Here is a 25,142-nt window from a genome sequence, read left to right as displayed (position 1 = left end):
GGGTGATCCTGCATGGCTTGCTACTGCTGCTGCTCACCCACCACGCCCTGGCGGTGGAACAATTCAGCTATCGGGTGCTGGACAAAAAACCCCAGCCCGACAACAGCTTTGTCCAGGGCCTGCAGATCGTTGATGGCGAGCTGTACGTCAGCACCGGTCTCTACGGCCAGTCGCGCCTGCTCCGCTACCGCTTTGCCGACGGCGAGTTGCTGGACCAGCGGCGCCTGCATCCCCGCCTGTTCGCCGAGGGCATCACGGTGTTCGGCGGCCGGGTCTATCAGCTGACCTGGCGCGCCCGGCGAATGCTGGTCTACAAGCGGCAGGGGCTCAGCCCCGCCGCTGTCTTTGCCCTGCCCGGCGAGGGCTGGGGCCTGACCGACAATGGCCGTGAACTCGTCTACAGCGACGGCACTGAGCATCTGCACTTTCTCGATCCGGATAGCGGGCACCATCTGCGCTCGCTGAAGGTGACCGAACAGGGCGAGCGCGTTGTGCGCCTGAACGAGCTGGAGTGGATAGATGGCAAGATCTGGGCCAATATCTGGATGACCGACCGCATCGTTGTCATCGACCCGACCAGCGGCGAGGTAACCGCCAGCATCGACCTCCGCGGACTGCTGCCGCTGGCCGAACGACCACCCAACGCGGACGTACTCAACGGTATCGCCCGCAACCCCGCGGACGGTGGCCTCTGGGTTACCGGCAAGAACTGGCCCTGGCTATACCGCATTGAGTTGGTGCCTGCCACAGCAGAGCACGAGAATTCGCGTTAGAATACGCGGCTTGTTTCGAAGCAACCAGGACTACCATGACACAGAGTTTACCGGCCGCCGTCAGCCACGCCGCCTTCCGCCTGCTGCGCAGCCACGAGATCGAATCCCTGCAATTGCGGGTGGACCAGTACGAACACCTGGCCACCGGCGCCACGCACTACCACCTGGCTGCGGAGAGCAGCGAGAACGTGTTTCTGGTGGCCCTGCGAACGGTGCCCACGGACTCCACCGGCGTCGCCCACATTCTCGAACACACCGCGCTGTGTGGCAGCGAGCGCTACCCGGTGCGCGATCCCTTCTTCATGATGCTGCGGCGGTCGCTGAACACGTTCATGAACGCCTTTACCAGCAGCGACTGGACCGCCTACCCGTTCGCCAGCCAGAACCGCAAGGACTTTGCCAACCTGCTGGACGTCTATCTGGACGCCGTCTTTTTTTCCCGCCTGGACCCGCTGGATTTCGCCCAGGAGGGCCATCGGGTGGAGTTCGCCGAACCTGGCAACCCCGACAGCGAGCTGGTGTTCAAAGGCGTGGTGTTCAACGAAATGAAAGGCGCCAGGAGCTCGGTGCCCAGCACCCTGTGGCAAACCCTGTGCGAACACCTGTTCCCCACCAACACCTACCACTACGACAGCGGTGGCGACCCGGAGCATATTCCCGATCTGAGCTACGCCCAACTCAAGGCCTTCTACCAGAGCCACTACCACCCCAGCAATGCCATCTTCATGACCTTCGGCGATATTCCCGCCCACGAGCACCAGGCCGTGTTCCAGGAGCGGGCGCTGGCGCGCTTCCAGCGCCTGTCCCAGCGCATCGATGTGCCACTGGAGCAGCGCTATAGCGCACCGCGCCGGATCGAGCGCCCCTATGCCCTGGACGACTCGGGTGACACGGCGCGCAAGACCCATATCGTCGTCGGCTGGCTGCTGGGGGAAAGCGCCGACCTGCAGCAATTGCTGGAGGCCCAGTTGTTGTCCAGCGTGCTGCTGGACAACAGCGCGTCGCCACTGATGCAGGCGCTGGAGACCACCACCCTGGGCCAGGCCCCCTCGCCCCTGTGTGGACTCGAGGACTCCCAGCGCGAGATGGTCTTCAGCTGCGGTATCGAAGGCAGCGAAGCGGCTTCTGCCGACGCGCTGGAGGCGCTGGTGCTCGGTGTCATCGAGAGCGTCGCCACCGAGGGAGTCCCCCCCGCACAGCTGGAGGCGGTACTGCACCAGCTGGAACTTCACCAGCGGGAAATCAGCGGTGACGGCTACCCGTACGGACTGCAACTGATCCTGCAGGCTCTGAGCCCGGCCACCCACCACGCCGACCCGGTTGCGGTGCTCGATCTCGACCCGGTGATCGCCACCCTGCAGGAAAATATCCGCGACCCGGAATACATCAGGAACCTGGCCCGGCGGCGGCTGCTGGACAACCCCCACCGTGTCACTTTGATCATGACTCCGGACACCGAACTGTCCGCGCGCCGGCTGGCCAGGGAGGCCGAGCGCCTGGCGGCACTCAAATCCGGAATGAGCGAGGCCGACAAGCAAGCGACGCTGGAACTGGCGCAAAAACTGGAACAGCGCCAGCAGCAGGTCGGGGATCTGAGCATCCTGCCCAAGGTTACCCTGGCTGACGTGCCGGCCAGCCTGCCCGAACCCGAATACCGTGAACACCGCCAGAATGGCCTGACGCTGACCACCTACACCCAGGGCACCAACGGCCTCGTCTACCAGCAACTGGTCAGCCCCCTGCCGGCGCTGGACGCCACCGCCACCGGCCTGCTGCCCCTGTACACCCGGATTCTGACCGAGGTCGGGCTGGGCAGTGAGGACTACCTGGCGGTGCAGCACCGCCAGGCCGCGACCGTCGGCAGCATCGGCGCTTCCGCTGCCCTGCGCGGTGCGATTGACGATGAGCAGCAGGTACAGGGCTGTTTCACCCTCTCTTCCAAGGCGCTGGCGCGCAACAGCGAGGCCCAGATCGCGCTGATGCAGGACAGCCTGCAGCGACTTCGTTTCGATGAGAGTGGGCGCATACGGGAACTGGTGGCGCAGGCCCGGGCCCGCCGGGAGCAGTCGGTGACCGGCAACGGCCACGGCCTGGCAATGACCGCGGCCAGCGCCGGCATGAGCCCGCTGGCGCAAATCAACCACTTGCACAGCGGCCTGGAAGGCATTCGCTCCCTGAAGGCACTGGACGACAAGCTGGGCAGCGACAGCCAGCTGCAGGACCTTGTCGGCCGCCTGCGCGATATACACAGCGCGGTCACCGCCATGCAGCCGCAGTTGCTGGCCATCGCCGATGAGCACGCCATAGACGCTGTCAGCCGCCAGGCGCTGTCGGCATGGGGCGCTTCCATCCATCCGGATACCAGCAAGGCGTTGTTCACCGCAGCGCCGGTGCGCGAGGCACGGCGAGAGCTGTGGATTGCCAATACCCAGGTCAACTTCTGTGCCCGGGCCTACCCCACCGTGCCCGTCGGCCACCCCGATGCGGCGGCATTGACCGTCCTCGGCGGCTTCATGCGCAATGGCTTCCTGCATCGCAGCATCCGCGAGCAGGGCGGGGCCTACGGCGGCGGCGCGAGCCAGGACTCGGGCATCGCTGCGTTCCGGTTTTACTCCTACCGCGACCCGCGGCTACTCGACACCCTGGCGGATTTCGACCGCGCCATCGCCTGGGTACTGGAAACACGCCACGAGGACAGCGCACTGGAAGAGGCGATACTGGGTGTCATCGGCAGCCTGGACAAACCCGCCTCTCCCGCCGGCGAAGCCAGGCAACATTTCTACCAGCGCATGTTCGGTCGCAGCCATGAGCAGCGGGAAGCCTTCCGCCGCGCGATTCTGGACGTCAGCCTGGAAGATCTGCGGCAGGTAGCACAGCGCTACCTGGACCCGGCGCTGGCCAGCACCGCGGTGGTTACCAGCCGCAAGCAGTACGAGTCGCTGGGTTCGGCGGTCGCGGAGCTGGGCTTGCAGGTCGAGGTTCTGTAGCGCGAACCATCGCCGCGCAAAAAAACCGGGGCTGGCTTGATCGCCACCCCCGGTACTCGGCACTACTGTCTGCCTAGCTTTCGCTCGTTTCGGTCGCCTTCCGCTCTTTGTGGCCTCCCTTGCCCGGACCCTTGCCGTGCTTGCGCTCCCCGCGCTTGGCCTCCAGGGCCTCGAGCTTCTCGCGCTGCTCCTCGTTCAACAGCGCGTTCACTGCCGCCCGGGTCTCTGTCATGCGGTAGGTACTGCGCGCCGTGATCTGGCCCAACTCATCCGCCAGGGCCTGGGTGGCGCCGGCGTCAAAGCTGTCAGACTGCGCTCGCAGCTGGGTCTTGATCTCGCGCATCCGCTCGTGATCTGCAGCGCCGGCTTCGCGCGACCGGGCCATGATTTCGGCAACGCTGGCCTGTTGCTCGGCAGTCAGGTCCAGGTGCTGGATCATCCTGCCCGCCATGGGTCCGGGGCCACCCTCGCCGGGCCACGCCGAAGCGGGCGCCGCAACTGCCGCGGTGGCAAGGGCCAGTACCAGGGCACTGGTGCGAATAGCTGAACGTATTGGTGTGTGCATGAACCTTCTCCTGTTGGCTGAACACGTGGCCAGTATCGGGGAAACCTGTGTAAGTGTGGCCTGCAGAAAGGTAAATAACTGTAAAGAAGCGTAGTGGCAAGCCGCCGGAGCATGGATTTTCCAGCGCCAGCGCCGCACACTGCGCACAACACCGTGACATTGAATCTGCCCCATGACCGAGCGTCTACTGATCATTGATGATGACCATGAGCTGTGTGCACTGCTGCAGGAATTTCTGCAGCTGGAAGGCTTTGGCGTGGAGCTCTGCCACGATGGGCGCGAAGCTCTGCAGCGCTGCCAGCAGACGGTGTTTGACGCCATCGTGCTGGATATCATGTTGCCCGGGATGCAGGGCCTGGAGGTACTGCGCAAATTGCGCGAGCGACTGGACACACCGGTACTCATGCTCACCGCCCGCGGCGAGGACACCGACCGCATCATCGGCCTCGAACTCGGCGCCGATGATTACCTGCCCAAGCCCTGCAACCCGCGGGAGCTGGCCGCGCGCCTGCGCGCCATCCTGCGCCGCGGGCGCAGCGCGGAGCCAGCCAGGGATGCCGACCTCAGAGTGGGCCTGACACAGCTCAATACAGCCGACCGCAGCGCCTCCTGGGACAAACGCGACCTGGAGCTGACCAGCGCCGAATTCAACATTCTCCATACGCTGCTGCTGCACGCCGGCAATGTTGTGGACAAGGAGTCCCTGAGCCGCCAGGCCCTGGGGCGTCCGCTATCGGCCTATGACCGCAGTGTCGACGTGCATGTCAGCAAGATCCGCAAGAAGTTCGCCGCCTGCGGGGCAGACAACCCTATCGTCAGTATTCGCGGCGCCGGATACCAGTTCACTGTCACCCACGAGGACCGCAGCTGATGCCGGCGTCCTCCCTGTTCGTCAAGATTTTCCTGGGCTTCTGGGTAGTCACTATCGCGGTGCTGGGCAGCTGGCTGCTGGCGGGCCAGTACCTGGACTCACTGGTACCAGACGACAGCCATGCCCGTCACGGCGAAACACCGCCGCGTTTGGTAGTGCGCCTGCTCTACGACCTGCAGAACCAGACCAGCGAAAAACTTCCGGACGTCATTGCGGAGGCGCAGGCGAAACGCGGGGTGCAGGTCTACTTCCTCGACGCCAGTGGCGAAGACATCCTCGGGCGACGGGTACCGAAGAATGTGGCAACGGTTGCGGCGCGTCTGGACACAGGTGACCGACGTGCTTTTATTCGCGACAACGCCCGCCACCTGGTCGCCCACCAGCTGTACCGCGAAGATCTGGGCCCGATGCGCTCGGTACTGGTGCTGAAGCCCAGCAGGTCACGCCTGGTCAACGAGCTGGGCAGAAACCTGTGGCTGCGAGGAGCGCTGGCGGTACTGGTGTCGGGCCTGCTCTGCTACCTGCTGTCGCGACTGCTGACCCGGCGTCTGGGCGGATTGCGGCAGGCCGCCGCCAAGCTGGCCGACGGCGACCTGGCGGTGCGCCTGGCGGTGCGCGGCCGGGGCGGCGATGAAACCGATGACCTGGCGCGGGATTTCAATCGCATGGCGGCCCAGTTGCAGCAGCGGATTGATGCCCAGCGACGGCTACTTGCGGACGTATCCCACGAATTGCGTTCGCCCCTGGCGCGCCTCCGGGTCGCGCTGGCACTGGCGGAGCAGAATCCGACCGCGGCGGGTCTACAGCTGGAGCGAATTGAACGCGAGGCCAGCCGCCTGGATGAACTGATCGCGGAACTGTTGCGCAGCCAGAGTGACCAGCTGGCAATGGACGAGCATATCGACCTGGTGCCCCTGCTGCGCGACCTCTGCAATGACGCCAGCTTCGAGGGCAGGGAAAGTGGCCGCAGGGTAGACCTGCAAACCGACTGTGGTCAGGCCCTGGTGCTCGGGGACGGCGGGCGCTTGCGCAAGGCCTTTGACAACGTGCTGCGCAATGCCCTGTACTACAGCCCGCGGGATACGGTTGTCGCGGTCGCGATCAGCGCGACGGCCGGGGAGATCAGGGTGAGCGTCCAGGACCAGGGCCCGGGCATTCCTGCCGGGGAGCTGGAACGCATATTCGACGAATTCTACCGGGTCGACTCGGCCCGGGCCCGGGAGACCGGCGGCTACGGCCTCGGACTGGCCATCGCCCGCCGAGCCATCATCCAGCATGGCGGCACCATCACCGCGCGCAATACCGGACCCGGCCTGAGGATGGACATCACCCTGCCCTTGTTTGACGCCCGGTAACCAGCCCGGCGTCAGCCCAGAAATGCCTGGCCGCCATCCAGGGCAATGCTCTGGCCATTGACATAGCCCGCTCCCTCCGAGCACAGCAGGGCGACAAACCGGCCGATATCCTGCTCGCAGTCCCCGATCCGGCGCTGGGGTATCTGGGCGAAAAACGCTTCCGCTTCCGCGGGGTCGCGCTGCAGCCACCATTCCAGGGCCGGCGACAGCGCGTGAGGCAGGATGGCGTTGCAGCGGATATTGTCCGGGCCCCATTCGCAGGCCGCCGCCCGGGTCAGGGAGCGAATGGCCTCCTTGATCCCGGCGTACGCGCCGTAGCCCGCCATATCCCAGCGTTTGGCGGCAGAGCTGCCCAGGTTGATGATCACGCCGTCGCCCTTGAGGTAGGGGTAGCAGAGCTTCATCAGGCGCAGCGTCGCCATCGGACCGGATTCCCAGCCCGCGGTCACCGCGTCGTCGGTGACCTCCAGCAGACGCCCCAGCGGCACTTCCTGGGCATTGTTGACCAGAATATTGAGTGCGCCCCATTTGCCGATGACTGTGTCGACGCAGCCCTGCAGCGATGCGGGAGACTTCACCTCGCATACCACCGGCAATGCCTCGCCGCCGCGCTCTGCAATCTTCAGGACCGTCGCCTCCAGTTTTTCCAGCGTGCGGCCACTGACCGCTACTCTGGCGCCCTGCGCTGCCAGCGCCAGGGCGATGCCCTGTCCCACGCCCTGCCCGGCACCGGTTACCAGTGCCACTTTACCCTGTAGATTCATCCTCTGGCTCCACCTGTTGACTGCTCGCCAGCATACCGTCAGCACTACCCCGACGACAGGTCACGGGGGCCTGCAAGCCGCCTCGCGGGCGCTTTTCTGCCATCGTACTGTCATGTTGTACCCGCTGGCTGATGTTGCCGGGGAAGCACTGAAGCGCCGCCCCATTCCCGCTACCATTCGCTTTTCTGACGGCGGGCAAAGAGGAACAGGGCATGACAATTCTCGAGGGCAAGATCGGCATCGTCACCGGCGCGGGCCAGGGCATAGGGCGAGCCATAGCCCAGTGTTTCGCCCGCGAAGGAGCGAAGGTTCTGGTCGCCGATTTCAATGCCGAGTCGGGCGAGGAAACCGTGGCGAGCATTGTGGCAACCGGCGGCGAAGCGCTGTTCGTCCACGGCGACGTCAGCGATGAAACATCCGTGAAGGATATGGTCGCCGCCGCCATCAGCGCCTGGGGCCGGCTCGACGTCGCCTGCAACAGCGCCGCCCTGAGCCGCGGCTCCGGCCCTATTCACGAGTACAGCCGCGAAGTGTTCGACCAGACTCTGGAAATGTGCCTGACCAACACCTGGCTGTGCATGAAATACGAGATCCCGGCAATGCTGGCGGCGGGCGGCGGCGCTATTGTCAACATCTCCTCCAACGCCTCGCTCAAGGGCCAGGCATTCAACACCGCCTATGCCGCCGCCAAGGGCGGCGTGAATATCCTGACCAAAAGCTCCGCCGCGGAGTACGGTGCCCAGGGCATTCGCATCAACGCCGTGTCGCCGGGCGTCATCCGCACCCCGGGCCTGGAAAAGTATTTCACCGAACAGCCGAAGGTCGCCGAGCAGCTGAAAAAGACCGCCGTACTGAATCGCATCGGGGAACCCGGGGAAATCGCCGAGGCAGTCGCCTTCCTGTGCAGCGACCGCGCCTCCTTCATCACCGGCCAGCTCCTGTCGGTGGACGGCGGCGGCGCGGTTCGCTAGCGCCCTTAGCGGGCCGGGGGGTAGCTGGTATAGCCCTCGGGTCCGGGGGTATACAGGGTGTTGGGATCAAACTTGGCCAACGGCAGCTGCTGTTGCCAACGCGCCACCAGGTCCGGATTGGCGATGAACGGGCGCCCGAAGGACACCGCCGCTACCGCGCCGGCGCCCACTGCGTCCCCCGCTTCCTGCAGCTTGTAGCTCTCGTTGGCGATCAGCCTGTCGCCGAAATAGCGCTGACCCAGTGCCAGGTTGTCGACCCGGCCGGTGGGCATGCGGATGACATGCAACCAGGCGAGATCCATTTTGGCGGCTGCGGCCAGCAGATAGTCGAAGGTCTCCTGCGGGTTGTCGTCGGACAGATCGTTGAAACCGTTGTCCGGACAGATGCGCATGCCAACCCGGCCGGCGCCTGCCTCCGCCGCCATCGCCGCCAGTACTTCCAGCACGAAGCGCGCACGGTTGGCGACCGGGCCTCCGTAGACATCGGTGCGCCGGTTGGTGCCGGTGGACAGGAACTGGGCGGGCAGATAACCGCTGGTACAGTGCAGCTCTACGCCGTCGAAGCCTGCGGCGAGTGCATTCGCCGTGGCCTGGCGGTACTCTTCGATCACCCCGGGTATCTCTGCCAGCGCCAGTGCCCGGGGAGCGTCCATCGGCTGCATGCCGGCCTGGTCGGTATAGATCTCACCGTTGGCCGTGACCGCCGACGGCGCCCCGGTCTCCGCGCCGGCGGGCTTGTTGTGATGGCTCGCAACCCGCCCCACATGCATGATCTGGGCAACGATAGTGCCCCCCTCCGCATGCACGGCAGTGGTCACCTCGCGCCAGGCCGCCACCTGCTCCGTGCTGTAAATGCCCGGCGTGCGACAGTAGCCGAGACCGTTGGCGCTGGGCGCGATCCCCTCACTGACAATCAGGCCGGCGCCGGCCCGCTGGCGGTAGTACTCGGTCATCAGCGCTGTCGGTACGGCATCGCTGCCCGCCCGGCTGCGGGTCATGGGCGCCATCACGATGCGGTTGCGCAACTGCAGGTCGCCGAGCTGGAGTGGTGTCAGAAGATCCATTGCTGTGATTATCCTTGGTCAGGTGAGCTGGGTTCAGCGAACGCGGATGCGCGGCTCGGGGGCGCCGCGTCGCATGGTGGCGAGAAATTCTTCCAGCGGCGCCGGCGCGGCCACCTCGGGTTCATCCGCAGTCGGCGGGTGCGCCCAAAAGTCGGCCCAGGAGGGCCACAGATCGTGATAGGCGCCGTCGTAGGATTCGCGGTCCGGCCAGCGCATCTTGTGTTCGCCGATGGGCGGGCTGTTGAGGTCGGTGGCGTACCAGTAGCAGGGCAGGCGGCGGCGAAAAAGCCAGCGCCCGTCGATGCGCTCGTAATTGTCCCAGTACAGCATTTGCATGATGACCCACTGGTCACCGGTTTCGTGCTCGTTCTTGGAATAAACCACGCCGTGGGCACGATCCGGATCATCGAATTCGATGATGTGATTGCCAATATGGTGCGAGGTGCCGGTGAACTGCAGGCGCAGGGTATCGTCCAGCCAGCGCTTCAGCTGGCTGCGGCCGACTTTCTCCCGGCTCACCCGAATGTCCGGCGCGAACAGATTGACGTGGGCGTCGAGGTCACGCATGTCCAGGGACAGGGAGTACTTGGCCGCCAGCTGGCGTATCTCATCCAGCGACTCCAGGCGGTCTATTCGTCGCAGCAGGCTCGCGTCCGTCATCGCCCTACTCCCAGCTCGCCGTGCCGGCGTTAAGCTCGGCCACGCGGCCGCCGTCGACCACCAGTTCGGTACCCGTGATATAGGACGCTTCGTCGCTGGCCAGGAACAGGATGGCGTTGGCGCACTCCCGGGGATCACCGATGCGGCCGATGGGAATGGATTTGGCCGTGGCCTCGCGCGACGCGTCGTCCGGCAGAACCGCCGCGGTGGGCGGAGTCATGAAAGCACCGGGAATCACGGTGTTGACCCGTATGCCCTGCTTGCCCCACTCCATTGCCGCGTTGCGCGACAGACCCAGCAGCGCCGCCTTGGCAGCGCTGTAACCTGCCGTGGCCGGGGAACCGCGCAGGCCACAGACCGAGGAGACATTGACGACTGCGCCGCGGTTGGCCCTGAGCTGGGGGTAGGCCTCGCGCATCAGGAACATGGCGCCGTCGAGAGAGACGATGAAATTCTGTCGCCAGGCTTTGGTATCGTGGTTCGCGAGCATTCCCGGCACCATCAGCACGGCATTGTTGACCACGATGTCGAGACGGCCGAAGGCGTCCACAGTCCTGGCCACCAGTGCGCGCACCGCGTCCTCATCCGCAATGTCCGTGGGACAGACCAGAGCCCGCCCCCCGGCCGCCGCAATGGTGTCCGCCACCGCGGCAAGCTTGTCCTCGCTGCGGGCGGCCAGCACCACCGCGGCACCCTCTTCCGCAAACCGCAGGGCGGTGGCAGCACCAATACCCTGTCCCGAGCCGGTGACAATCGCAACTTTGCCCTGCAGTCTCATCTGCCTGTCCTCTTGTGACCATCGTATAGAAAGAGCGGCAGCTTAGGCAGCGCCGGGGCGAACGGTCAACTGCCACGCTCCCCGGCGGGGGCAGACACGCACTCGCCAGCGACGAATAGCCGGCAGGGTATGATTATTTACCCCGGTAACGTTTCGCTGGAAATTTGCAAGTCATACCAATCAGCCCGGGGCTGCCGTAGAGTACCAGGCGTCAATGCAATGCTGCCAATGCACGGAGTATCCCAACATGAGTCAACGTATCCCCATGCCTATTCCCCTGGGCTGGTTCCAGGTCGCCTACTCACAGGAATTGCCTGTCGCCGCCTCCATGCCCCTGCGCTATTTCGCTACCGACCTGGTGCTGTTCCGGACCGAAAGTGGAGAGGCAAAAGTCCTGGACGCCTATTGCCCCCATATGGGCGCCCACCTCGGCTACGGCATCCGCGGGCAAGCGGGCGTCGGTTCGGAGGTGCGCGGGGACTCTATCGTCTGCCCGTTCCACGGCTGGGCCTACAACGGCGACGGCCAGTGCACCGATGTGCCCTATGCCACCAATCTGCCGCCCAGGGTCGCCCGCGGCGAGCAGGTCATCCGGCCGTGGCATGTACGGGAACTGAACCAGGTGATCTACGTGTGGTACCACCCGGAAGGCGCGGCACCCCATTTCGAGCCGGAAGAAATCCCGGAAGCCGCCGCCGACAACGGCGACTGGGGCAGCTTCAAGATTCACACCTGGGACATCGGGACCCATATGCAGGAGATCGGCGAGAACGCCGTTGACCCTGCCCACTTCCTGTATGTCCACGGCACCCAGAACATCCCCACCCCCGAAATCATGGAGTTTGACGGCGTCTACCGCTCAGGCAAGTTGATCAGCAAGATGGCCACGCCCCGCGGCGAGGTCACCGGCGAGATCGCCAACAAGAGCACCGGGCCGGGACAGGCCACAGTGCGCTTCAGCGGTATCTGCGACACGGTGCTGATGGCCAACCTGACCCCGGTGGACAATGAAAACTCGAAGGCTTTTTATGCCTTCATCCAGAAAAAGGTCGATGGCAGGGAACCGGTGGGCGGTGTCGCCGATGCCATCGTCAAGGATATCTACCGGCAGATGGAGGAGGACCGCATCATCTGGACCCACAAGCAGTACTTCGAGAAGCCGCTGCTGTGTGACAACGACGGCCCCTTCGCCAAGTTCCGCAAGTGGTACGCGCAGTTCTACACCCACGACAACTGGCGGCCCGGTGCCGGTGGGCGTTGAGCCGCGCTAGAACGGAAACACCCGGGGCAGCAGCCACAGCACCACTGCGGAATAGGCGATGGACACCGGCAAGCCACTGCGAAAGTAGTCCCGCATGCCGTAGCCACCGAGGTTTTGCACCATGAGATTGGTGGTGTAGCCATAGGGCGTCAGGAAACTGGCGCTGGCACCGTAGGCAACCGCCATTACAAACGGCATCGCGCTGACGCCCAGGGTCTCGGCCAGCCCGAAGGCGACCGGGAAGCTCAAGGCCGCGGCCGCGTTGTTGGTCATCAGTTCGGTGAGCAGCAATGTGCCGAAGTAGATACCCAGCAGCGCCATCCAGGGGCCAACGGCGACGAGCTGGTCCTGCAGTGCCAGGGCCAGGGTCGCCACCAGGCCGGTGTTGGTCAGGGCCTGGGACAGGGTCAGGGCGGAAGCAATGATCAGCCAGATCTCGAACGGGAAGCGCCGGCGCAACTCCGAGCCCCGCACCAGACGCAGTCCCAGCATGCAGATCAGCAGCAGGACCAGGCCCTTGACCAGGGGCAGGATTTCCAGCGCCGCCAGCAGCACCACGGTGGCGAGCAGCAGACTGACCGACCAGTTCTGCAGCGGTGTGGTATTGGAGCCGGCTACCGCGTCGTCCACCACCACGAAGTTCTTGTCGAGGTTCTTGCGCTCGTTGAAATCCGGCCCGGTCGCCAGCATCAGGTTGTCACCGGCCTGGATCGTGATGTTGCCGAGCTTGCCCGACAGACGCTTGCCACCGCGGCGCATTCCCACCACGGCGGCATCGAACAGGGAGCGGAAACCGGACTCCTTGATGGTCTTGCCCTCAATCGCGGCATTGGGCATGACGATCACTTCCATCATGTTTTCCCGCAGCAACCCCTCCTCCACCGCGAACAGGCGCAGGCCATCGAAGGCGTCGAGGGCATTGACCTGGGTAATGTCCCCGGAAAAAATCAGCTTGTCCCCGGCCTCGATAAATTCAGTGGGGGCCACCGGCGAAATGAGGTGCTCACCGCGCACGATCTCGACCAGGAACAGGGCGTCGAGATCGCGCAGGCGATTGTCCGCAATGCTCTTGCCGATCAGGCTGGACCCGGGACCCACCTCCGCCTCGATCACATACTCCGCAACCTGCAGTTGCTCGGCGCTGGCGCGGGGGAGCAGGCGAGCCGACAGCAGCATCACCAGCAGACCGACCGCGACCGCTGCGGCGCCGACAGGAAAGAAATCGAAGAAGGCCAGTCCCTCGCCCGTGGCGTCCTCCAGGAAGCTGCTGACGATCAGGTTGGTGGAGGTCCCGATCAGGGTCATGGTACCGCCGAGGATCGCCGCATAGGACAGGGGCATCAGCAGGCGCGAGGCCGGATGATGGCGGCTGGCGCGCACGGCGGTAGCCAGGGTCGCCACCACCGCCGTGTTGTTGACGAAAGCGGAAAAGACCGCCGTGACGCCACCCAGTCGCAACAGGCTCAGCGTATAACTGGGGGAGATCAGGCGCCCGGAAAGGCTGTTCAGCCAGGACAGCTTCTCCAGGCCAATGGATACCAGCAGCAGCAGGATCAGCGTAATCAGCCCCGAGTTCGAGGCCTTCTCCAGCACCTGCGACGTTTCCACCAGACCGAGGAAGTACGCGGCCAGCATGGTGCCGAGGAATATTTTCGACGGCGCCCAGTCGCTGAATATCAGGCTACCCAGAAGCCACAGGAACAGGCCGGAAATCAGGAGCTGGTCGATCATGTATGGGGTCCAGGGGCGGCAAATGCGAAACGGGCAAGCATACGTGCAACCCGGTGCAAGCGACAAGTCATCCTTGCCAGCCATGCATACCAGCGGGACCAGCGCGTTGCGGTTACACTGTCGCGGTCACCACCGGCTTGAGGAACACAGCCATGCAACGGCTTATTGTCGGCGTCATCGCCGTCCTGGTGCTTGCCGCCGGCATTCTCTACAGCCTGCGCGCGCCCCTGCGGCAAGCTGTGGAAAGCAGGCTGACCGCGGACATGTTCGTCTCTGCGGACCAGGCGCTGCGGTCCCTGGGTCCCGCTGTGGGCTCGCGCTTCCCGGGCCTGCGGGCGCTGCACCAGGGCCGGGAAATCACCCTGCTCGACGGCTTTGCCGGCGCCAATGGCACCGTGCTGGTGGCCAGCCGGTCGCTGGTGTGGTGCCCGTATTGCATGGCGGAAATGCGCCAGCTGCAGGAGCACCGGGGAGCCTTCGATGACGCCGGTATCGGCCTGGTGACGATCACCAGCGACAGCCCCGGGGAACAGGCAGCTTTCGCCCGCCGGCACGGGATCACGATTCCCCTGCTGGCGGATGTGGAGGCACTGAGCTTCAAGACCCTGGGAATCCTGCACGAGGACTATCGCCCGGGGGACGAGCACTACGGCATCCCCCATCCCGGCATGATCGTGGTCGCGCCGGATGGTACCGTCGTCGGCAAGCTGTTCCTCGAGGGCTACCGCACCCGGGTGGCGGCGCCAGCAGCCCTGGCTTACGCCCGGGACGTCCTAGGGCTGGTACCAGACCGGTGAGGTCCAGGCCCGCTCCTGCACCAGCGGCCGGTGTTCGGCTGCGCAGCAGCCTTCGAAGCCCTTGCCGATAGTCTCCGGGCGACTGCAGTCGACACCCCCGGCCAGGCACTGGCGCTGACTCCAGCGACAGCCGGGATTTTCCACTACTCGCGTGTAGTAGAAGGCGCGCTGTCCGGGATCAAAGTCCGGGTCCTCCCAGACTGCACAAAGCCGGGCATGGCCGCTGCCCGCGGTAGCGCAGGTCGCCAGGTCCACCTTGCCGCGGCTGACCGGGTCACCCACCACATCCACCACCTGCTCGCGGGTTTCACCCTCCTCGTCCAGCCAGCCCTTGATCACCTGGATTTTCTGCAGCGGCATACCCGGACTGTCGGCGGTGCCGGCATCCTGCTCGGCCGCCACCAGCAGGCGCAGGGCGCCGCCCGGGGGCGCCGGCCCCAGCTCCGAACCCATGGGCACCGCGCTGGCATAGGCGCGCTCAAGCTGGTCGGGCACCGCGCACAGCTCGGGGTCCAGGTTCCAGCCGGCAAACAGCCGGGTAATGATTCGCGGCCCGCTGGTGGCGTAGGCCTCCCGCCGCCGCATGGCGCTGAACAGGGCATCGCGGGAATTCTCCTCGGCCCACAGCACAGCGAGCCCTCCCGGGTTGTATTCAAGCTTGTCAGGCAGTCCGGGCGGCACCGATTTCAGCGCCGGCACGCCGGCACCACCGTGGCCCAGAAAGCGGTCTTCTTCCACCGCGCCCGGCGTGCCCAGATGCGTATCCGTGCTGGCGATCACCCCGAAGCGGAAAGGGTTGGCGCCGAGCAGGGCCTCCTGGGCCAGGCCCTGGCGCCAGGTCTCGCGCAGGAAACCGGTGCTGCCGGTGGGGGGATTGCCAAAGCCGGCGATATTGTCCAGCGGCAGCTGTTCGAAGGCACACAGTTCGTCGCGGGTAACGTCCGGGGCAAAGAAACACTCCGACGCCCCCTTGTGCTGCATGATCTCCACCAGGGGCTCCATGCGCTGGCGCCGCAGGGCATAGGCGGCATCGACCGGCGAGCCGTCAGCAAGGCGGTCGCTGAACATGTGGCCCGCACTCAGGTTGGAGTTGTGTGGTATCACCAGGGCATCACAGCCGTTGTCGGCATCAATGCACCGGGTTTCCAGCGCGTCCCAGAGCAGGGTCTCACCCGGCGCATCGATATAGCTTACGGGCAGTTCCGGCACGCTGGCGCTGCGAAACACGATATTGCGGTGCAGGTTGCCGCCGGAATCCGCCTGCACGCCGGTCCACTCGTAGCCGACAAAGGTGGTGAAGGCACAGTCTCCGGAGCGGTCGTAGTGACGCTCGGCCGCATCCTGCATCTCCCGCCAGGGCGCCAGGGCTGCCGCGAGGCAGCGCTCGCCGTCCTCGCCGCACATGCCCAGGTGAGAGGCGCGCATCGCTGCCATATAATTGAACAGGTAGTAGGCGCCCCGCGGCCAGGTGCGGTAAAACCGACACTGCCAGCTGGAGTAGCCCGAGACCTCAGGGTTGGCACACATGTTGACTTCACCGATCAGCTCGGCGTGATCGGACACCATGGCGAAGTCCAGCGGCCGGCGCAGCTGCAGACTGCGTGCGGGCTGGCCGGATTCGTCCCAGGGCTGGATACCGACCCTCTCCCCGCGGGCAAAGCGGTAGGCGTCCGCCGGCGAGGTGCGGGTGCCCTGGGTACTGGCATCCAGGGAGTAGCGCGTATGGACATGGAGGTCGCCAAAAAACGGCTGGCGCAGCGGTTGATGATGCCCGCAGGGTGTACGCTCCCCGCCAGAGCCCTGCGCCCAGGCCGCCGACAGCGGCAACAGAGCGGCAATCAGCAGGGCAGCAAGGCACTGGCGCGCCCGCCTGCCTCTGTCATGCGCAGCTGCTTGAAACAGGAATGCTAAAATCATGCTGCCCCCGGGGCCTGGGAAAACCACACCATAATTAGCGGCCACACCGGGCGCAAACTGCCGGGGAAGGCATGTTGAACCGCCGCCCGGGAATTACGGGCATAAAAAAAGCCCCGCGGTGTCTCCACCGGGGGGCCTTGGCAGAACTTACGCGGTCTTAGACGACTACGATGTTTTCTGCTTGCGGGCCTTTCTGGCCCTGAGTGACGTTGAACTCAACCTTCTGGCCTTCGATCAGCGTCTTGAAGCCGGAGCCGGAGATCGCGCTGAAGTGCGCAAATACGTCCGGGCCTGATTCCTGCTCGATGAAGCCGAAGCCTTTAGTTTCGTTAAACCATTTTACGGTGCCGGTGCTAGTAGCCATGTTACGTTCCTGTATTTCAGGTATAGATAAAACCTTCCGGGGAAGGCGGTAGGGCTTGAGGTAGTGCAATTACTTATGAAATCAGGGACGAGGTACTAACTGCGTGACTTCGAAATGGTATGCATAAGATAGGTGTAAAACGTTCAAGCAAGACCGAGTATACAGGCGTTGCACAATCGGTCAATGTTTATTTTCGCCGCCCCGCGCGGGGTCCTTCTGCAGGAACTGGTCCCGCCACACCCCCGGCGGCACACCGAACCACTGCACAAACGCCCGAGTGAAGCTGGCGGCATCGGCAAAGCCCAGGCCGGCAGCTATATCACCGACCCGCCGGTCCGGCTGCGCCAGGGCTTCGCAGGCGCCATTGCGCAGCGCAGCCTCCCGCAGGGCCCGGTAGTTACTGCCCCCCTGCCGCAAGCGCCGGCGAAAGGTCGAAAGCGGCAGCCCCAGGCCCTCGGCAAGTTGCCCCTGGCTCGGCAGCGGCGCGCCGTGGCGCAGGGCGGCAGAGAGCAGCGCGGCGACCTGGCCCGGCAGGCTGTGGCCACGGACACCGAACACGGCGCAGGGAAAACTGTGAAAGAACTCGGTGAACTCACTGGGGTTGCGCACCACCGGCAGGTCCAGGGCCGCGGCGGCAAAGTCCAGGGCATAGTCCTCACCACCGGCCAGCACCGGCGCCCGGAACAGGCGCAGGAAGGGCAGCACGTCGTTACGACGTATGGGGCCGATACGGACCTGTTCCAGTGGCAGCTCCCTGCCGAGCAGCCACTGGAACAACTGCAGAAATGCAAACAGGCCGGTGATATCCACCAGACTGCCGGCGGTACTGGGCTGGCCGCGGAGCGAATCAAGGCGGAAACTGGCGCGCTCCGCTGCCGATTCCAGGCGGATGCGCCCCGCCCGCGGCTGCAACATGCCGGCAAAACGTTCACAGATGGCAATGACCTCGCGCAAGTCGGCGGCCGACAGGGCGCAGCGGCACATCAACTCCACCTCGCCCCGCGCCATCGGGGCGTGATCGGCGCCAACCGCCAGGTAGGCATCCAGGCGCTGGACCACGTCGAGATACCAGCGGGTAAACGCCTCCAGGGTGAGCGGCGGCTGGCGCAGGCCATCCGCCTGGCCGCAGGCCTCCAGTTCCGCCAGCAACAGTTCCACCAGCGGCGCAAAGGTTGAACTGGGGGCATCCGGGCCAGGCGGTTTCCGCAGGGCGGGAGAAGCTTGAGGCGTGTTTTGAGGCATGACATTCAGCACCGCTGTGAGCCGTCGGCAATTTTGACAATATTGCCATAAAGTTGAACATAAATGTTAAGCCTTGAATGGCCGCTCTGCCGTAAGCTATCACCATAATCACATCAGCCAGGAGCCATCCCCATGTCCGCCACACAACCCCGCATCATCGTTCTCGGCGCCGGTATGGCCGGCATCCTCGCCGGCATCCGCCTGCAGGAAGAGGGTTACACCGACATCACCCTCTACGAAAAGGCCGACCGGGTCGGCGGGACCTGGCGCGACAACACCTACCCCGGCCTGACCTGCGACGTGCCCTCGCATTTCTACACCTACAGCTTCGAACGCAATCCGGACTGGAGCAGGCATCTCCCCCCCGGCCCTGAAATCCAGACCTATTTCGAGCGCACCGCTGCCAAATACGGTATCGACCGATTGACCCGGTTCGGCGAGGAAGCCACCCGCGCGGACTACCGCGATGGCCGCTGGCAGCTGGAGTTCCGCAGTGGTCACCGCGACAGCGCCGACATTCTGATCGCCGCCACCGGCGTACTCCACCACCCCCGCTATCCGGACATCGCCGGCGCCGAGTCCTTCCGCGGGGACCTGATGCACAGCGCCCGCTGGGACCATGGCGTGGCGCTCGAGGGCAAGCGCATCGGCGTCATCGGCAACGGTTCCACCGGGGTGCAGATCATCTCGGCGCTGGCGGGCAAGGCGGCGCTGCTGGAACACTACCAGCGCACGCCACAGTGGATCATGCCGGTGGAAAACGGGGTCTTCAGCGAGGCAGAGCGGGCCGCCTTCCAGGATCCCGAGGTACTGGCCAAGGCGATGAACGTGGACGAGTACATGGCTGCAGTCGAGGCCTACACCCAGTCCATCACCGATATGGAATCGGAGCCCGCCCGCGCCATGGCCAAAGCCTGCCTGGACAACCTGGAACAGTCCGTGACCGACCCGGCACTGCGGGAGCTGCTGCGACCGGACCACGCGCCGCTGTGCAAACGCCTGATTTTCTCGCCCGATTACTACCGGGCCATCCAGCACCCACAGTCACGGCTGGTGCGCGAAGGCATTGAGCGTATCGAGCCGGCAGGGATCCGCACCGCGGACGGGGAACTGCACGAGCTGGACGTGATCGTCTATGCCACGGGCTTCCATGCCGATCACTTCATGCGCCCGATGACGATCAACGGGCGCAACGGAGCCAGCCTGGAAGCCTTCTGGGCCGATCGACCCAAGGCCTACCTGGCGGTAACCATGCCCGATTTCCCGAACCTGTTCATGCTCAATGGCCCCAATGGGCCGGTGGGCAACTTCTCCCTGATAGACATTGCCGAGCACCAGTGGGGCTACATCAGCCAGTTGCTGGCGCGCCTGCGGGGGGACGATTGCAGCGAGATCGCCCCCAGTCTCGAGGCCATGGAGAGCTTTGAGACCGAGCGCGTCGCCGCGGCCAAGAACACGGTCTGGTACCTGGGGGGCTGTGACAGCTGGTACCTGGATGCGGAGGGTATTCCCTCCAGCTGGCCGTGGAATTTCGCCCGCTTCACCGCCTGCATGGCGGAGCCGGACTGGGCGGCATTCGGCCTGGAACCGCCCCAAGCGAAGAGATCCTCGGCAGCATAAAGGCGGTCGCGCACCAACAGACTGAACCGGGGCCAGACCGCCGCCGTTGTCCGCGGCGGCGGCGTTACGTATTTTAGTGTCTTCGCTAACAACACGGCCCGCCACCATGACCGAATACCGCAAGCAATGGGAAGCCCTGTTGTGCGAGCTGCGCCAGCGCCAGCAGGACGCCGTCGCCCAGGGCGGTGAGGACCGCATCGCCCGCCAGCACCGGCGCGGACGGCTCACCGCCCGGGAGCGTATCGAGGCCTTGGCCGACGCGGGCAGCTTCAGGGAGTACGGCGCCCTGGCGGGCGGCCAGCATCCAGCCGGCCGGCCTGCGGTACCCGCCGACGGCCTGGTGGCGGGCACTGTGCAGATCGACGGCCGCCGCTGCGTTATCCTCGCGGAGGACTTCACCGTCCAGGGTGGCTCCATCGGCCACCCCAACGCCGCCAAGCGCGCCCGCCTGGTGCGCCTGGCGCTGGAACAGCGCTATCCCCTCCTGGTGTTGCTGGACGGCGCCGGCGAGCGGGCCAGCAACCAGGATGAGCGCTATCCCCACGCTCCCGGCGACCTGCAACTGCTCGCCGAGCTGCAGGGACAGGCGCCCATCGTGGCCCTTGTGCTCGGCACCTCCGCCGGCCACGGCGCCCTGGCCGCCATGTTCGCCGACCTGGTAATCATGGCCGAGGACAGCGCTCTCTTCAGCGCCGGGCCGCCACTGGTGAAGGCCGCCATGGGTATCGACACCACCGCTGAACAGCTGGGCTCTGCCCTGCTCCACACCCGCGACAGTGGCGTCGCCCACCTGCGTGGCGGCAGCGAGGCCGAGTGCTTCAGCCTGGCGCGCCGATTCCTCGATCTGCTGGCACAGCCCGACACGCTCGCGGCCAAAGCCGCGGACCCCGCCGCAGGCGCGCCGCGCCCTGTGGACAGCCTGCTCGATATCATGCCGCCGGTTGTCGCTCAGCCCTATGACATGCGCAGGGTGCTGGCGGAGCTGGTGGACGCCGACAGCCTGCTGGAATTGCAACCAGACTATGGCCGGACCCTGATCGCCGCGCTCGCCCGCATCGGCGGCCGCAGCTGCCTGCTCATCGCCAACCAGCCGGCCGTTGAAGCGGGTGCCATCACCCGCCAGGCCGCCGACAAGGCCAGTTACTTCATTGACCTGGCGCACCGGTTCGGCCTGCCGCTGGTATCCCTGGTCGACAACCCCGGCGTGATGCCCGGGCCGGCTGCGGAGCGCTCGGGTGTCCTGCGGGCGGCGGCCAACATGTTCCGGGCCCAGCGCCACTATCGCGGACAGAAGGTGGTCGTCACCCTGCGCAAGGCCTTTGGTTTCGGCAGCTCGGTCATGGGCATGAACCCCTGGGACCGGCAGCTGGTGAGCCTGGCGCTGCCCGGAGTCAGCCTGGGCGGCATCCCGGCCCTGGGCGCCGCCGCAGTCACCGGCGCCGACAGCGATGCCGCCGAAGCGCTTGCGGCCCGCCAGAGCGGCGCCTGGGCCGGAGCCGATGCCATGGCCTTTGACCGGGTCATCGACCCCCGCGAACTGCGCAACGAACTGATTCAGGCCTTATTGCACTGATTGGATCACCGGCTAGCGGGCCGGACTGGGGTATACTCGCCCGCCATGACCTCTGCCCTCGCCGTACTCCAGTCCGTTTTCGGTTACCCCGCTTTTCGCCCCCTGCAGGAGGCCGTCGTGCAGCGACTGGTCGCCGGCCAGGACGCGCTGGTGCTGATGCCCACCGGCGGCGGCAAATCCCTGTGTTACCAGGTGCCGGCGCTGGTGCGCGATGGCTGCGGGATTGTCATCTCGCCGCTGATCGCCCTGATGCAGGACCAGGTCGATGCGCTGCGGGAGCTGGGGGTACGGGCCGCCTACCTCAATTCCAGCCTCGACCCCGCCACCGCCCAGGAGGTGGAGCAGGCCCTGGTCCAGGGCCAGCTGGACCTGCTCTATATCGCTCCCGAACGGCTGGTACAGGGCCGGATGCTGGCTTTGCTGGAACGCGCGGACATCGCCCTGTTCGCAATCGACGAGGCCCATTGCGTATCCCAGTGGGGCCACGACTTCCGCGCTGACTACCTGCAGCTGAGCCTGCTGCACGAGCGTTTCCCCGCAGTGCCGAGGATCGCTCTCACCGCGACCGCCGATGCCCGCACCCGCCAGGAAATCATTACGAGGCTGGACCTGGAGGATGCGGAAAAATTCATCGCCGGCTTCGACCGCCCCAATATCCGCTACCGCATCGCTCTGAAGCAGAACCCGAAGCAGCAGCTGCTGCGCTTCCTGCAGGCGGAACACCCGCGCGACGCGGGAATCGTCTACTGCCTGTCGCGCAAGAAGGTGCAGGAGACCGCACTGTGGCTGCAGCAGGAGGGCTACAACGCCCTGCCCTACCACGCCGGTCTCCCGGCCGCGCTGCGCAGCAGCCACCAGTCACGCTTCCTGCGCGAGGACGCTGTGATCATGGTCGCTACCATCGCCTTCGGCATGGGCATCGACAAACCGGATGTGCGCTTCGTCGCCCACCTGGACCTGCCCAAGACCATTGAAGCCTATTACCAGGAAACCGGCCGCGCCGGCCGCGACGGTTTGCCGGCGAACGCCTGGCTGGTCTACGGTCTGCAGGATGTCCTCAAGCTGCGCCAGATGATGGACAGCTCCGAGGGCAGCGCCGAGCACAAGCGCGCGGAGCAGCAGCGTCTCAACGCCATGCTCGGCCTGTGCGAAATCACCAGCTGCCGGCGCCAGGCCCTGCTTCACTATTTCGGCGATGACCTTCTGGAGCCCTGCGGCAACTGCGACACCTGCCTTGACCCTGTGCCCACCTGGGACGGTACCGAGGCCGCGCGCATGGCGCTAAGCGCGGTCTACCGCACCGGCCAGCGCTTTGGCGTCAACCACCTGATCGAGGTGCTGCGCGGGGTGGAGAACGACCGGATTTTCCAGTACGACCATCATTGCCTGCCCACCTTCGGCGTCGGCAAGTCGCTGGACAACCACCAGTGGCGCTCGGTGTTCCGCCAGCTGGTCGCGGGTGGCTACCTCAGCGCGGATCTCGAGCGCTTTGGCGCCCTGCGCCTGCAGGACAAGTGCCGGTCCCTGCTCAAGGGCGAGGAGACCCTGCAACTGCGCAAGGATATCGCCCGCAAGGCAACCCGCCAGCAGACCCGCCAGCCCCTGCCGGAGGAAGTGGATGTCGGGCTCTGGGAAGCCCTGCGCGAATGCCGCCGGGCCCTGGCAGAAACCCAGGGCATACCGCCGTACATCATCTTCCACGACCGCACCCTGCAGGAAATGTGCGCCGCGCTGCCCCGCGACATCAATGCCTTTGGCCGCCTCAGCGGCGTTGGCGAGCGCAAGCGCGACAAATACGGGCGGGATTTCCTCAGGGTGATTGCACAGCACCTGGAACAATCCGCCGGCTGAGCCCCCCGCCGGAGCGTTGCTTGCGCTGCGGGGGCCTTTTTCCTACCCTTCCCATTTTCCCGAGGGCGATGCCATGAGCAATAACAAAATCCCGCGCAACAACGAGAACGACTACAGCCGAGACATCATCGCCGAACGCCAGGCCTTTATCGAAGCAAAAACCCCCGCGCAGCTGCACCATACGCGCCAGTTCTCCTTCGAACCCGAAGTCATGGCCGGCAATATCGAGAACATGTTCGGCGTAGTCCAGGTACCGATTGGCCTGGCGGGCCCTTTGCTGATTGACGGTGAGCATGCGCAGGGCGAATTCTACGTACCGATGGCCACGGTTGAGGGCACCATGCTGGCCAGCTACAACCGCGGCATGAAAGTCATTCGCGAGAGCGGCGGGGTAAAAACCACCGTCTGCGGCGAAGCCATGCAACGGGCGCCCTGCTTCGTCTTCAAGGACGCCCGCGATGCGCGGGATTTCAACGAATGGCTGGTGGAGAACTTCCCGGCGATCAAGGCGGTGGCCGAAAGCACCACATCCGTCGGCAAGCTCAACGAGGTCGAACACTACATCGCCCACAACATGGTGTTCACCCGCTTTGACTACAGCACGGGCGATGCCGCTGGCCAGAACATGACCAGCAAGGCGACTTTTGTCGCCTGCGAGTGGATCCGCGAGCAGTTCCCGAGAATGCGTCACTACCTGCTTTCCGGCAACTTCGATACCGAGAAACGCACCTCCTCGGTAAACTCGCTCAAGGGTCGCGGGCGCCGGGTGACCGCGGAAATCACCGTGCCGCGGGACGTGCTGCAGTCCAACCTGCGCATCACCCCGGAAGCCATGCACTATGGCTGGGGCATCACCACCGTGGCCTCCTTCCTCACCCACTCTTCGAACAACGCCGCACACCCCGCCAATGGCCTCGCCGCCCTGTACCTGGCTACCGGCCAGGATATTGCCAATATCGGCGAGTCCAACCAGTGCACGGTGTACACCCGGGTGACCCGTGCCGGCGACTACTTTTTCTCCATCACCCTGCCGGCACTGATCCTCGCCACCTACGGCGGCGGCACCAATCTGCCCACCCAGCGCGAGTGCCTCGAGATCATGGACTGCCACGGCAAGGGCAAGGCATTGAAGCTGGCGGAAATCGCCGCCGGCCTGGTCGTCGCGGGGGAGCTGTCACTGGGCGCTGCCACCCGGGTGGACAAGGAAACCCGCCAGAACGAATGGGTCAATGCCCATGAACGGCTGGGCAGGAACCGCTGATACCCGCACGCAACTTCCACCCGGCAGCCTGGCCGCTGCCCGCCCGGCCTCGTCTTGTCGAATAGTTGAACCAGCGCCGACCCGCTGCGACGGGTCGGATGTCCTGGCTTGAAATGCTGTACCAGCGAGATGGCGCGACCAATCCCGGTGGCTAAGATGGGGCCATGGCGCCGCCGGCGCTCCATTTCGCGGGTGACAGTAATGACGACAGAGACAGACAACAAGGCGCGTGTTCGCCAGTTCCTCGCGGACCTCAGCGCAGGCAACGTCGATGCGGTGCTCGCGGCCTACGCCAGAAACGGTTGCGTGGAGACCATGGGCTCAACGCTCATTTCCGGCCTCACCGAATACCCGGAACTGCGCGGCGCCATCGCCAGCATCATGGAAGTATTCCCTGCCGGCATCACCTTCACCGTGCGCGGCATGGTCGCCGAGGGCGAGAAAGTCGCCGTGGAGGCTTCCAGTGAGGGTGAACATGTGTCCGGCCAGACCTACAGCAACGACTACCATTTCCTGTTCGAGTTCGACAAGGGCAAGCTGGTCAAACTCACCGAGTACATGGACACGGAACAGGTGACCGACGTGCTCTGCGGCGGGCAGCGGCCGCCGTATCCGTTGGACTGAGGCATCTCATTGCCTACCGAGTAGGGGCAGGCGCGCCTAGCTGCCGAGGCCGGGTACATGCGGCAAACAAGCCCGACGAAGCGGCCCCACCTGGGCGGCCCCACCTGGGCGGC

General features: G+C 65.3%; 21 protein-coding genes. 12 read left to right on the top strand and 9 right to left on the bottom strand.

Annotation, left to right across the window (positions count from 1 at the left end; all coding sequences use genetic code 11):
- Window positions 1-2: 2 nt before the first annotated feature.
- The gene (locus RJQ10_RS01915; protein ID WP_350143162.1) at window positions 3-773 is read left to right on the top strand and encodes a glutaminyl-peptide cyclotransferase; all 771 of its coding nucleotides are present in this window, start codon (window positions 3-5) and stop codon (window positions 771-773) included.
- Window positions 774-808: 35 nt separating this feature from the next.
- On the top strand, window positions 809-3,760 hold the full coding sequence (locus tag RJQ10_RS01910; protein ID WP_350143075.1) for an insulinase family protein: 2,952 nt from the start codon (window positions 809-811) through the stop codon (window positions 3,758-3,760).
- Between the two features lie 73 nt (window positions 3,761-3,833).
- Here RJQ10_RS01910 and RJQ10_RS01905 read toward each other — a convergent pair whose 3' ends face one another.
- Window positions 3,834-4,325: a Spy/CpxP family protein refolding chaperone gene (locus tag RJQ10_RS01905; protein WP_350143074.1), complete on the bottom strand. Its 492-nt coding sequence runs from the start codon at window positions 4,323-4,325 to the stop codon at window positions 3,834-3,836.
- A 172-nt stretch (window positions 4,326-4,497) separates the two neighbouring features.
- Between RJQ10_RS01905 and RJQ10_RS01900 the strand changes: the two genes are divergently transcribed.
- Both RJQ10_RS01900 and RJQ10_RS01895 read left to right on the top strand, forming a co-directional pair.
- Window positions 4,498-5,196, top strand: coding sequence for a response regulator (locus RJQ10_RS01900; RefSeq protein WP_350143072.1), 699 nt, complete (start codon window positions 4,498-4,500; stop codon window positions 5,194-5,196).
- Window positions 5,196-6,551 (top strand): ATP-binding protein, encoded by a 1,356-nt coding sequence (locus tag RJQ10_RS01895; RefSeq protein ID WP_350143070.1) that lies wholly within the window; start codon window positions 5,196-5,198, stop codon window positions 6,549-6,551. The genes RJQ10_RS01900 and RJQ10_RS01895 overlap by 1 nt, the downstream gene beginning before the upstream one ends.
- Window positions 6,552-6,562: 11 nt before the next feature.
- Here the strand turns inward: RJQ10_RS01895 and RJQ10_RS01890 are convergent, their stop codons facing one another.
- On the bottom strand, window positions 6,563-7,315 hold the full coding sequence (locus tag RJQ10_RS01890) for an SDR family NAD(P)-dependent oxidoreductase (protein ID WP_350143068.1): 753 nt from the start codon (window positions 7,313-7,315) through the stop codon (window positions 6,563-6,565).
- A 212-nt stretch (window positions 7,316-7,527) separates the two neighbouring features.
- Between RJQ10_RS01890 and RJQ10_RS01885 the strand changes: the two genes are divergently transcribed.
- A complete protein-coding gene (locus tag RJQ10_RS01885) occupies window positions 7,528-8,286 on the top strand; it encodes an SDR family NAD(P)-dependent oxidoreductase (RefSeq protein ID WP_350143066.1) in 759 nt (252 codons plus the stop codon).
- Window positions 8,287-8,291: 5 nt separating this feature from the next.
- Here RJQ10_RS01885 and RJQ10_RS01880 read toward each other — a convergent pair whose 3' ends face one another.
- From RJQ10_RS01880 to RJQ10_RS01870, 3 genes are read right to left on the bottom strand one after another with little or no spacing between them, the layout of a single operon-like run.
- Window positions 8,292-9,350 carry an alkene reductase gene (locus tag RJQ10_RS01880; protein ID WP_350143064.1) on the bottom strand — a complete coding sequence of 353 codons (1,059 nt, stop codon included), beginning with the start codon at window positions 9,348-9,350 and terminating at the stop codon, window positions 8,292-8,294.
- A 33-nt stretch (window positions 9,351-9,383) separates the two neighbouring features.
- The gene (locus RJQ10_RS01875) at window positions 9,384-10,010 is read right to left on the bottom strand and encodes a nuclear transport factor 2 family protein (RefSeq protein WP_350143062.1); all 627 of its coding nucleotides are present in this window, start codon (window positions 10,008-10,010) and stop codon (window positions 9,384-9,386) included.
- Window positions 10,011-10,014: 4 nt separating this feature from the next.
- A complete protein-coding gene (locus RJQ10_RS01870) occupies window positions 10,015-10,788 on the bottom strand; it encodes an SDR family NAD(P)-dependent oxidoreductase (RefSeq protein ID WP_350143060.1) in 774 nt (257 codons plus the stop codon).
- A gap of 247 nt (window positions 10,789-11,035) precedes the next feature.
- Between RJQ10_RS01870 and RJQ10_RS01865 the strand changes: the two genes are divergently transcribed.
- Window positions 11,036-12,049 carry a 3-ketosteroid-9-alpha-monooxygenase, oxygenase component gene (locus tag RJQ10_RS01865; protein WP_350143058.1) on the top strand — a complete coding sequence of 338 codons (1,014 nt, stop codon included), beginning with the start codon at window positions 11,036-11,038 and terminating at the stop codon, window positions 12,047-12,049.
- A 6-nt stretch (window positions 12,050-12,055) separates the two neighbouring features.
- Here the strand turns inward: RJQ10_RS01865 and RJQ10_RS01860 are convergent, their stop codons facing one another.
- A complete protein-coding gene (locus RJQ10_RS01860; RefSeq protein ID WP_350143056.1) occupies window positions 12,056-13,780 on the bottom strand; it encodes an SLC13 family permease in 1,725 nt (574 codons plus the stop codon).
- Between the two features lie 152 nt (window positions 13,781-13,932).
- On the opposite strand from RJQ10_RS01860, the gene RJQ10_RS01855 reads away from it, so the two are divergent.
- A complete protein-coding gene (locus tag RJQ10_RS01855) occupies window positions 13,933-14,577 on the top strand; it encodes a redoxin domain-containing protein (protein WP_350143054.1) in 645 nt (214 codons plus the stop codon).
- Here the strand turns inward: RJQ10_RS01855 and RJQ10_RS01850 are convergent.
- From RJQ10_RS01850 to RJQ10_RS01840, 3 genes are all read right to left on the bottom strand, one after another.
- The gene (locus tag RJQ10_RS01850; RefSeq protein ID WP_350143052.1) at window positions 14,554-16,494 is read right to left on the bottom strand and encodes a DUF3604 domain-containing protein; all 1,941 of its coding nucleotides are present in this window, start codon (window positions 16,492-16,494) and stop codon (window positions 14,554-14,556) included. The genes RJQ10_RS01855 and RJQ10_RS01850 overlap by 24 nt on opposite strands.
- A gap of 157 nt (window positions 16,495-16,651) precedes the next feature.
- Complete coding sequence (locus RJQ10_RS01845; protein ID WP_304704655.1) at window positions 16,652-16,858, bottom strand: cold-shock protein; 207 nt, start codon at window positions 16,856-16,858, stop codon at window positions 16,652-16,654.
- A gap of 180 nt (window positions 16,859-17,038) precedes the next feature.
- Window positions 17,039-18,100: a helix-turn-helix domain-containing protein gene (locus tag RJQ10_RS01840; RefSeq protein WP_350143050.1), complete on the bottom strand. Its 1,062-nt coding sequence runs from the start codon at window positions 18,098-18,100 to the stop codon at window positions 17,039-17,041.
- A gap of 132 nt (window positions 18,101-18,232) precedes the next feature.
- Here RJQ10_RS01840 and RJQ10_RS01835 point away from each other — a divergent pair, with 132 nt between their 5' ends.
- The 5 genes from RJQ10_RS01835 (at window position 18,233) to RJQ10_RS01815 (ending at window position 25,029) form a co-directional block, all read left to right on the top strand.
- The gene (locus RJQ10_RS01835) at window positions 18,233-19,720 is read left to right on the top strand and encodes a flavin-containing monooxygenase (RefSeq protein ID WP_350143048.1); all 1,488 of its coding nucleotides are present in this window, start codon (window positions 18,233-18,235) and stop codon (window positions 19,718-19,720) included.
- A 106-nt stretch (window positions 19,721-19,826) separates the two neighbouring features.
- On the top strand, window positions 19,827-21,293 hold the full coding sequence (locus RJQ10_RS01830; protein ID WP_350143046.1) for an acyl-CoA carboxylase subunit beta: 1,467 nt from the start codon (window positions 19,827-19,829) through the stop codon (window positions 21,291-21,293).
- 45 nt (window positions 21,294-21,338) lie between these two features.
- Window positions 21,339-23,144: a DNA helicase RecQ gene (recQ, locus tag RJQ10_RS01825; protein ID WP_350143044.1), complete on the top strand. Its 1,806-nt coding sequence runs from the start codon at window positions 21,339-21,341 to the stop codon at window positions 23,142-23,144.
- Window positions 23,145-23,217: 73 nt separating this feature from the next.
- Complete coding sequence (locus RJQ10_RS01820; RefSeq protein ID WP_350143042.1) at window positions 23,218-24,405, top strand: hydroxymethylglutaryl-CoA reductase; 1,188 nt, start codon at window positions 23,218-23,220, stop codon at window positions 24,403-24,405.
- 201 nt (window positions 24,406-24,606) lie between these two features.
- Complete coding sequence (locus RJQ10_RS01815; protein WP_350143040.1) at window positions 24,607-25,029, top strand: nuclear transport factor 2 family protein; 423 nt, start codon at window positions 24,607-24,609, stop codon at window positions 25,027-25,029.
- Window positions 25,030-25,142: the final 113 nt, after the last annotated feature.

This window comes from Haliea sp., from assembly GCF_040222615.1.
GTDB lineage: Bacteria > Pseudomonadota > Gammaproteobacteria > Pseudomonadales > Halieaceae > Haliea.
Note: the sequence above shows the minus strand (reverse complement) of the source record. Positions and strands in the feature narration are given on the sequence as shown.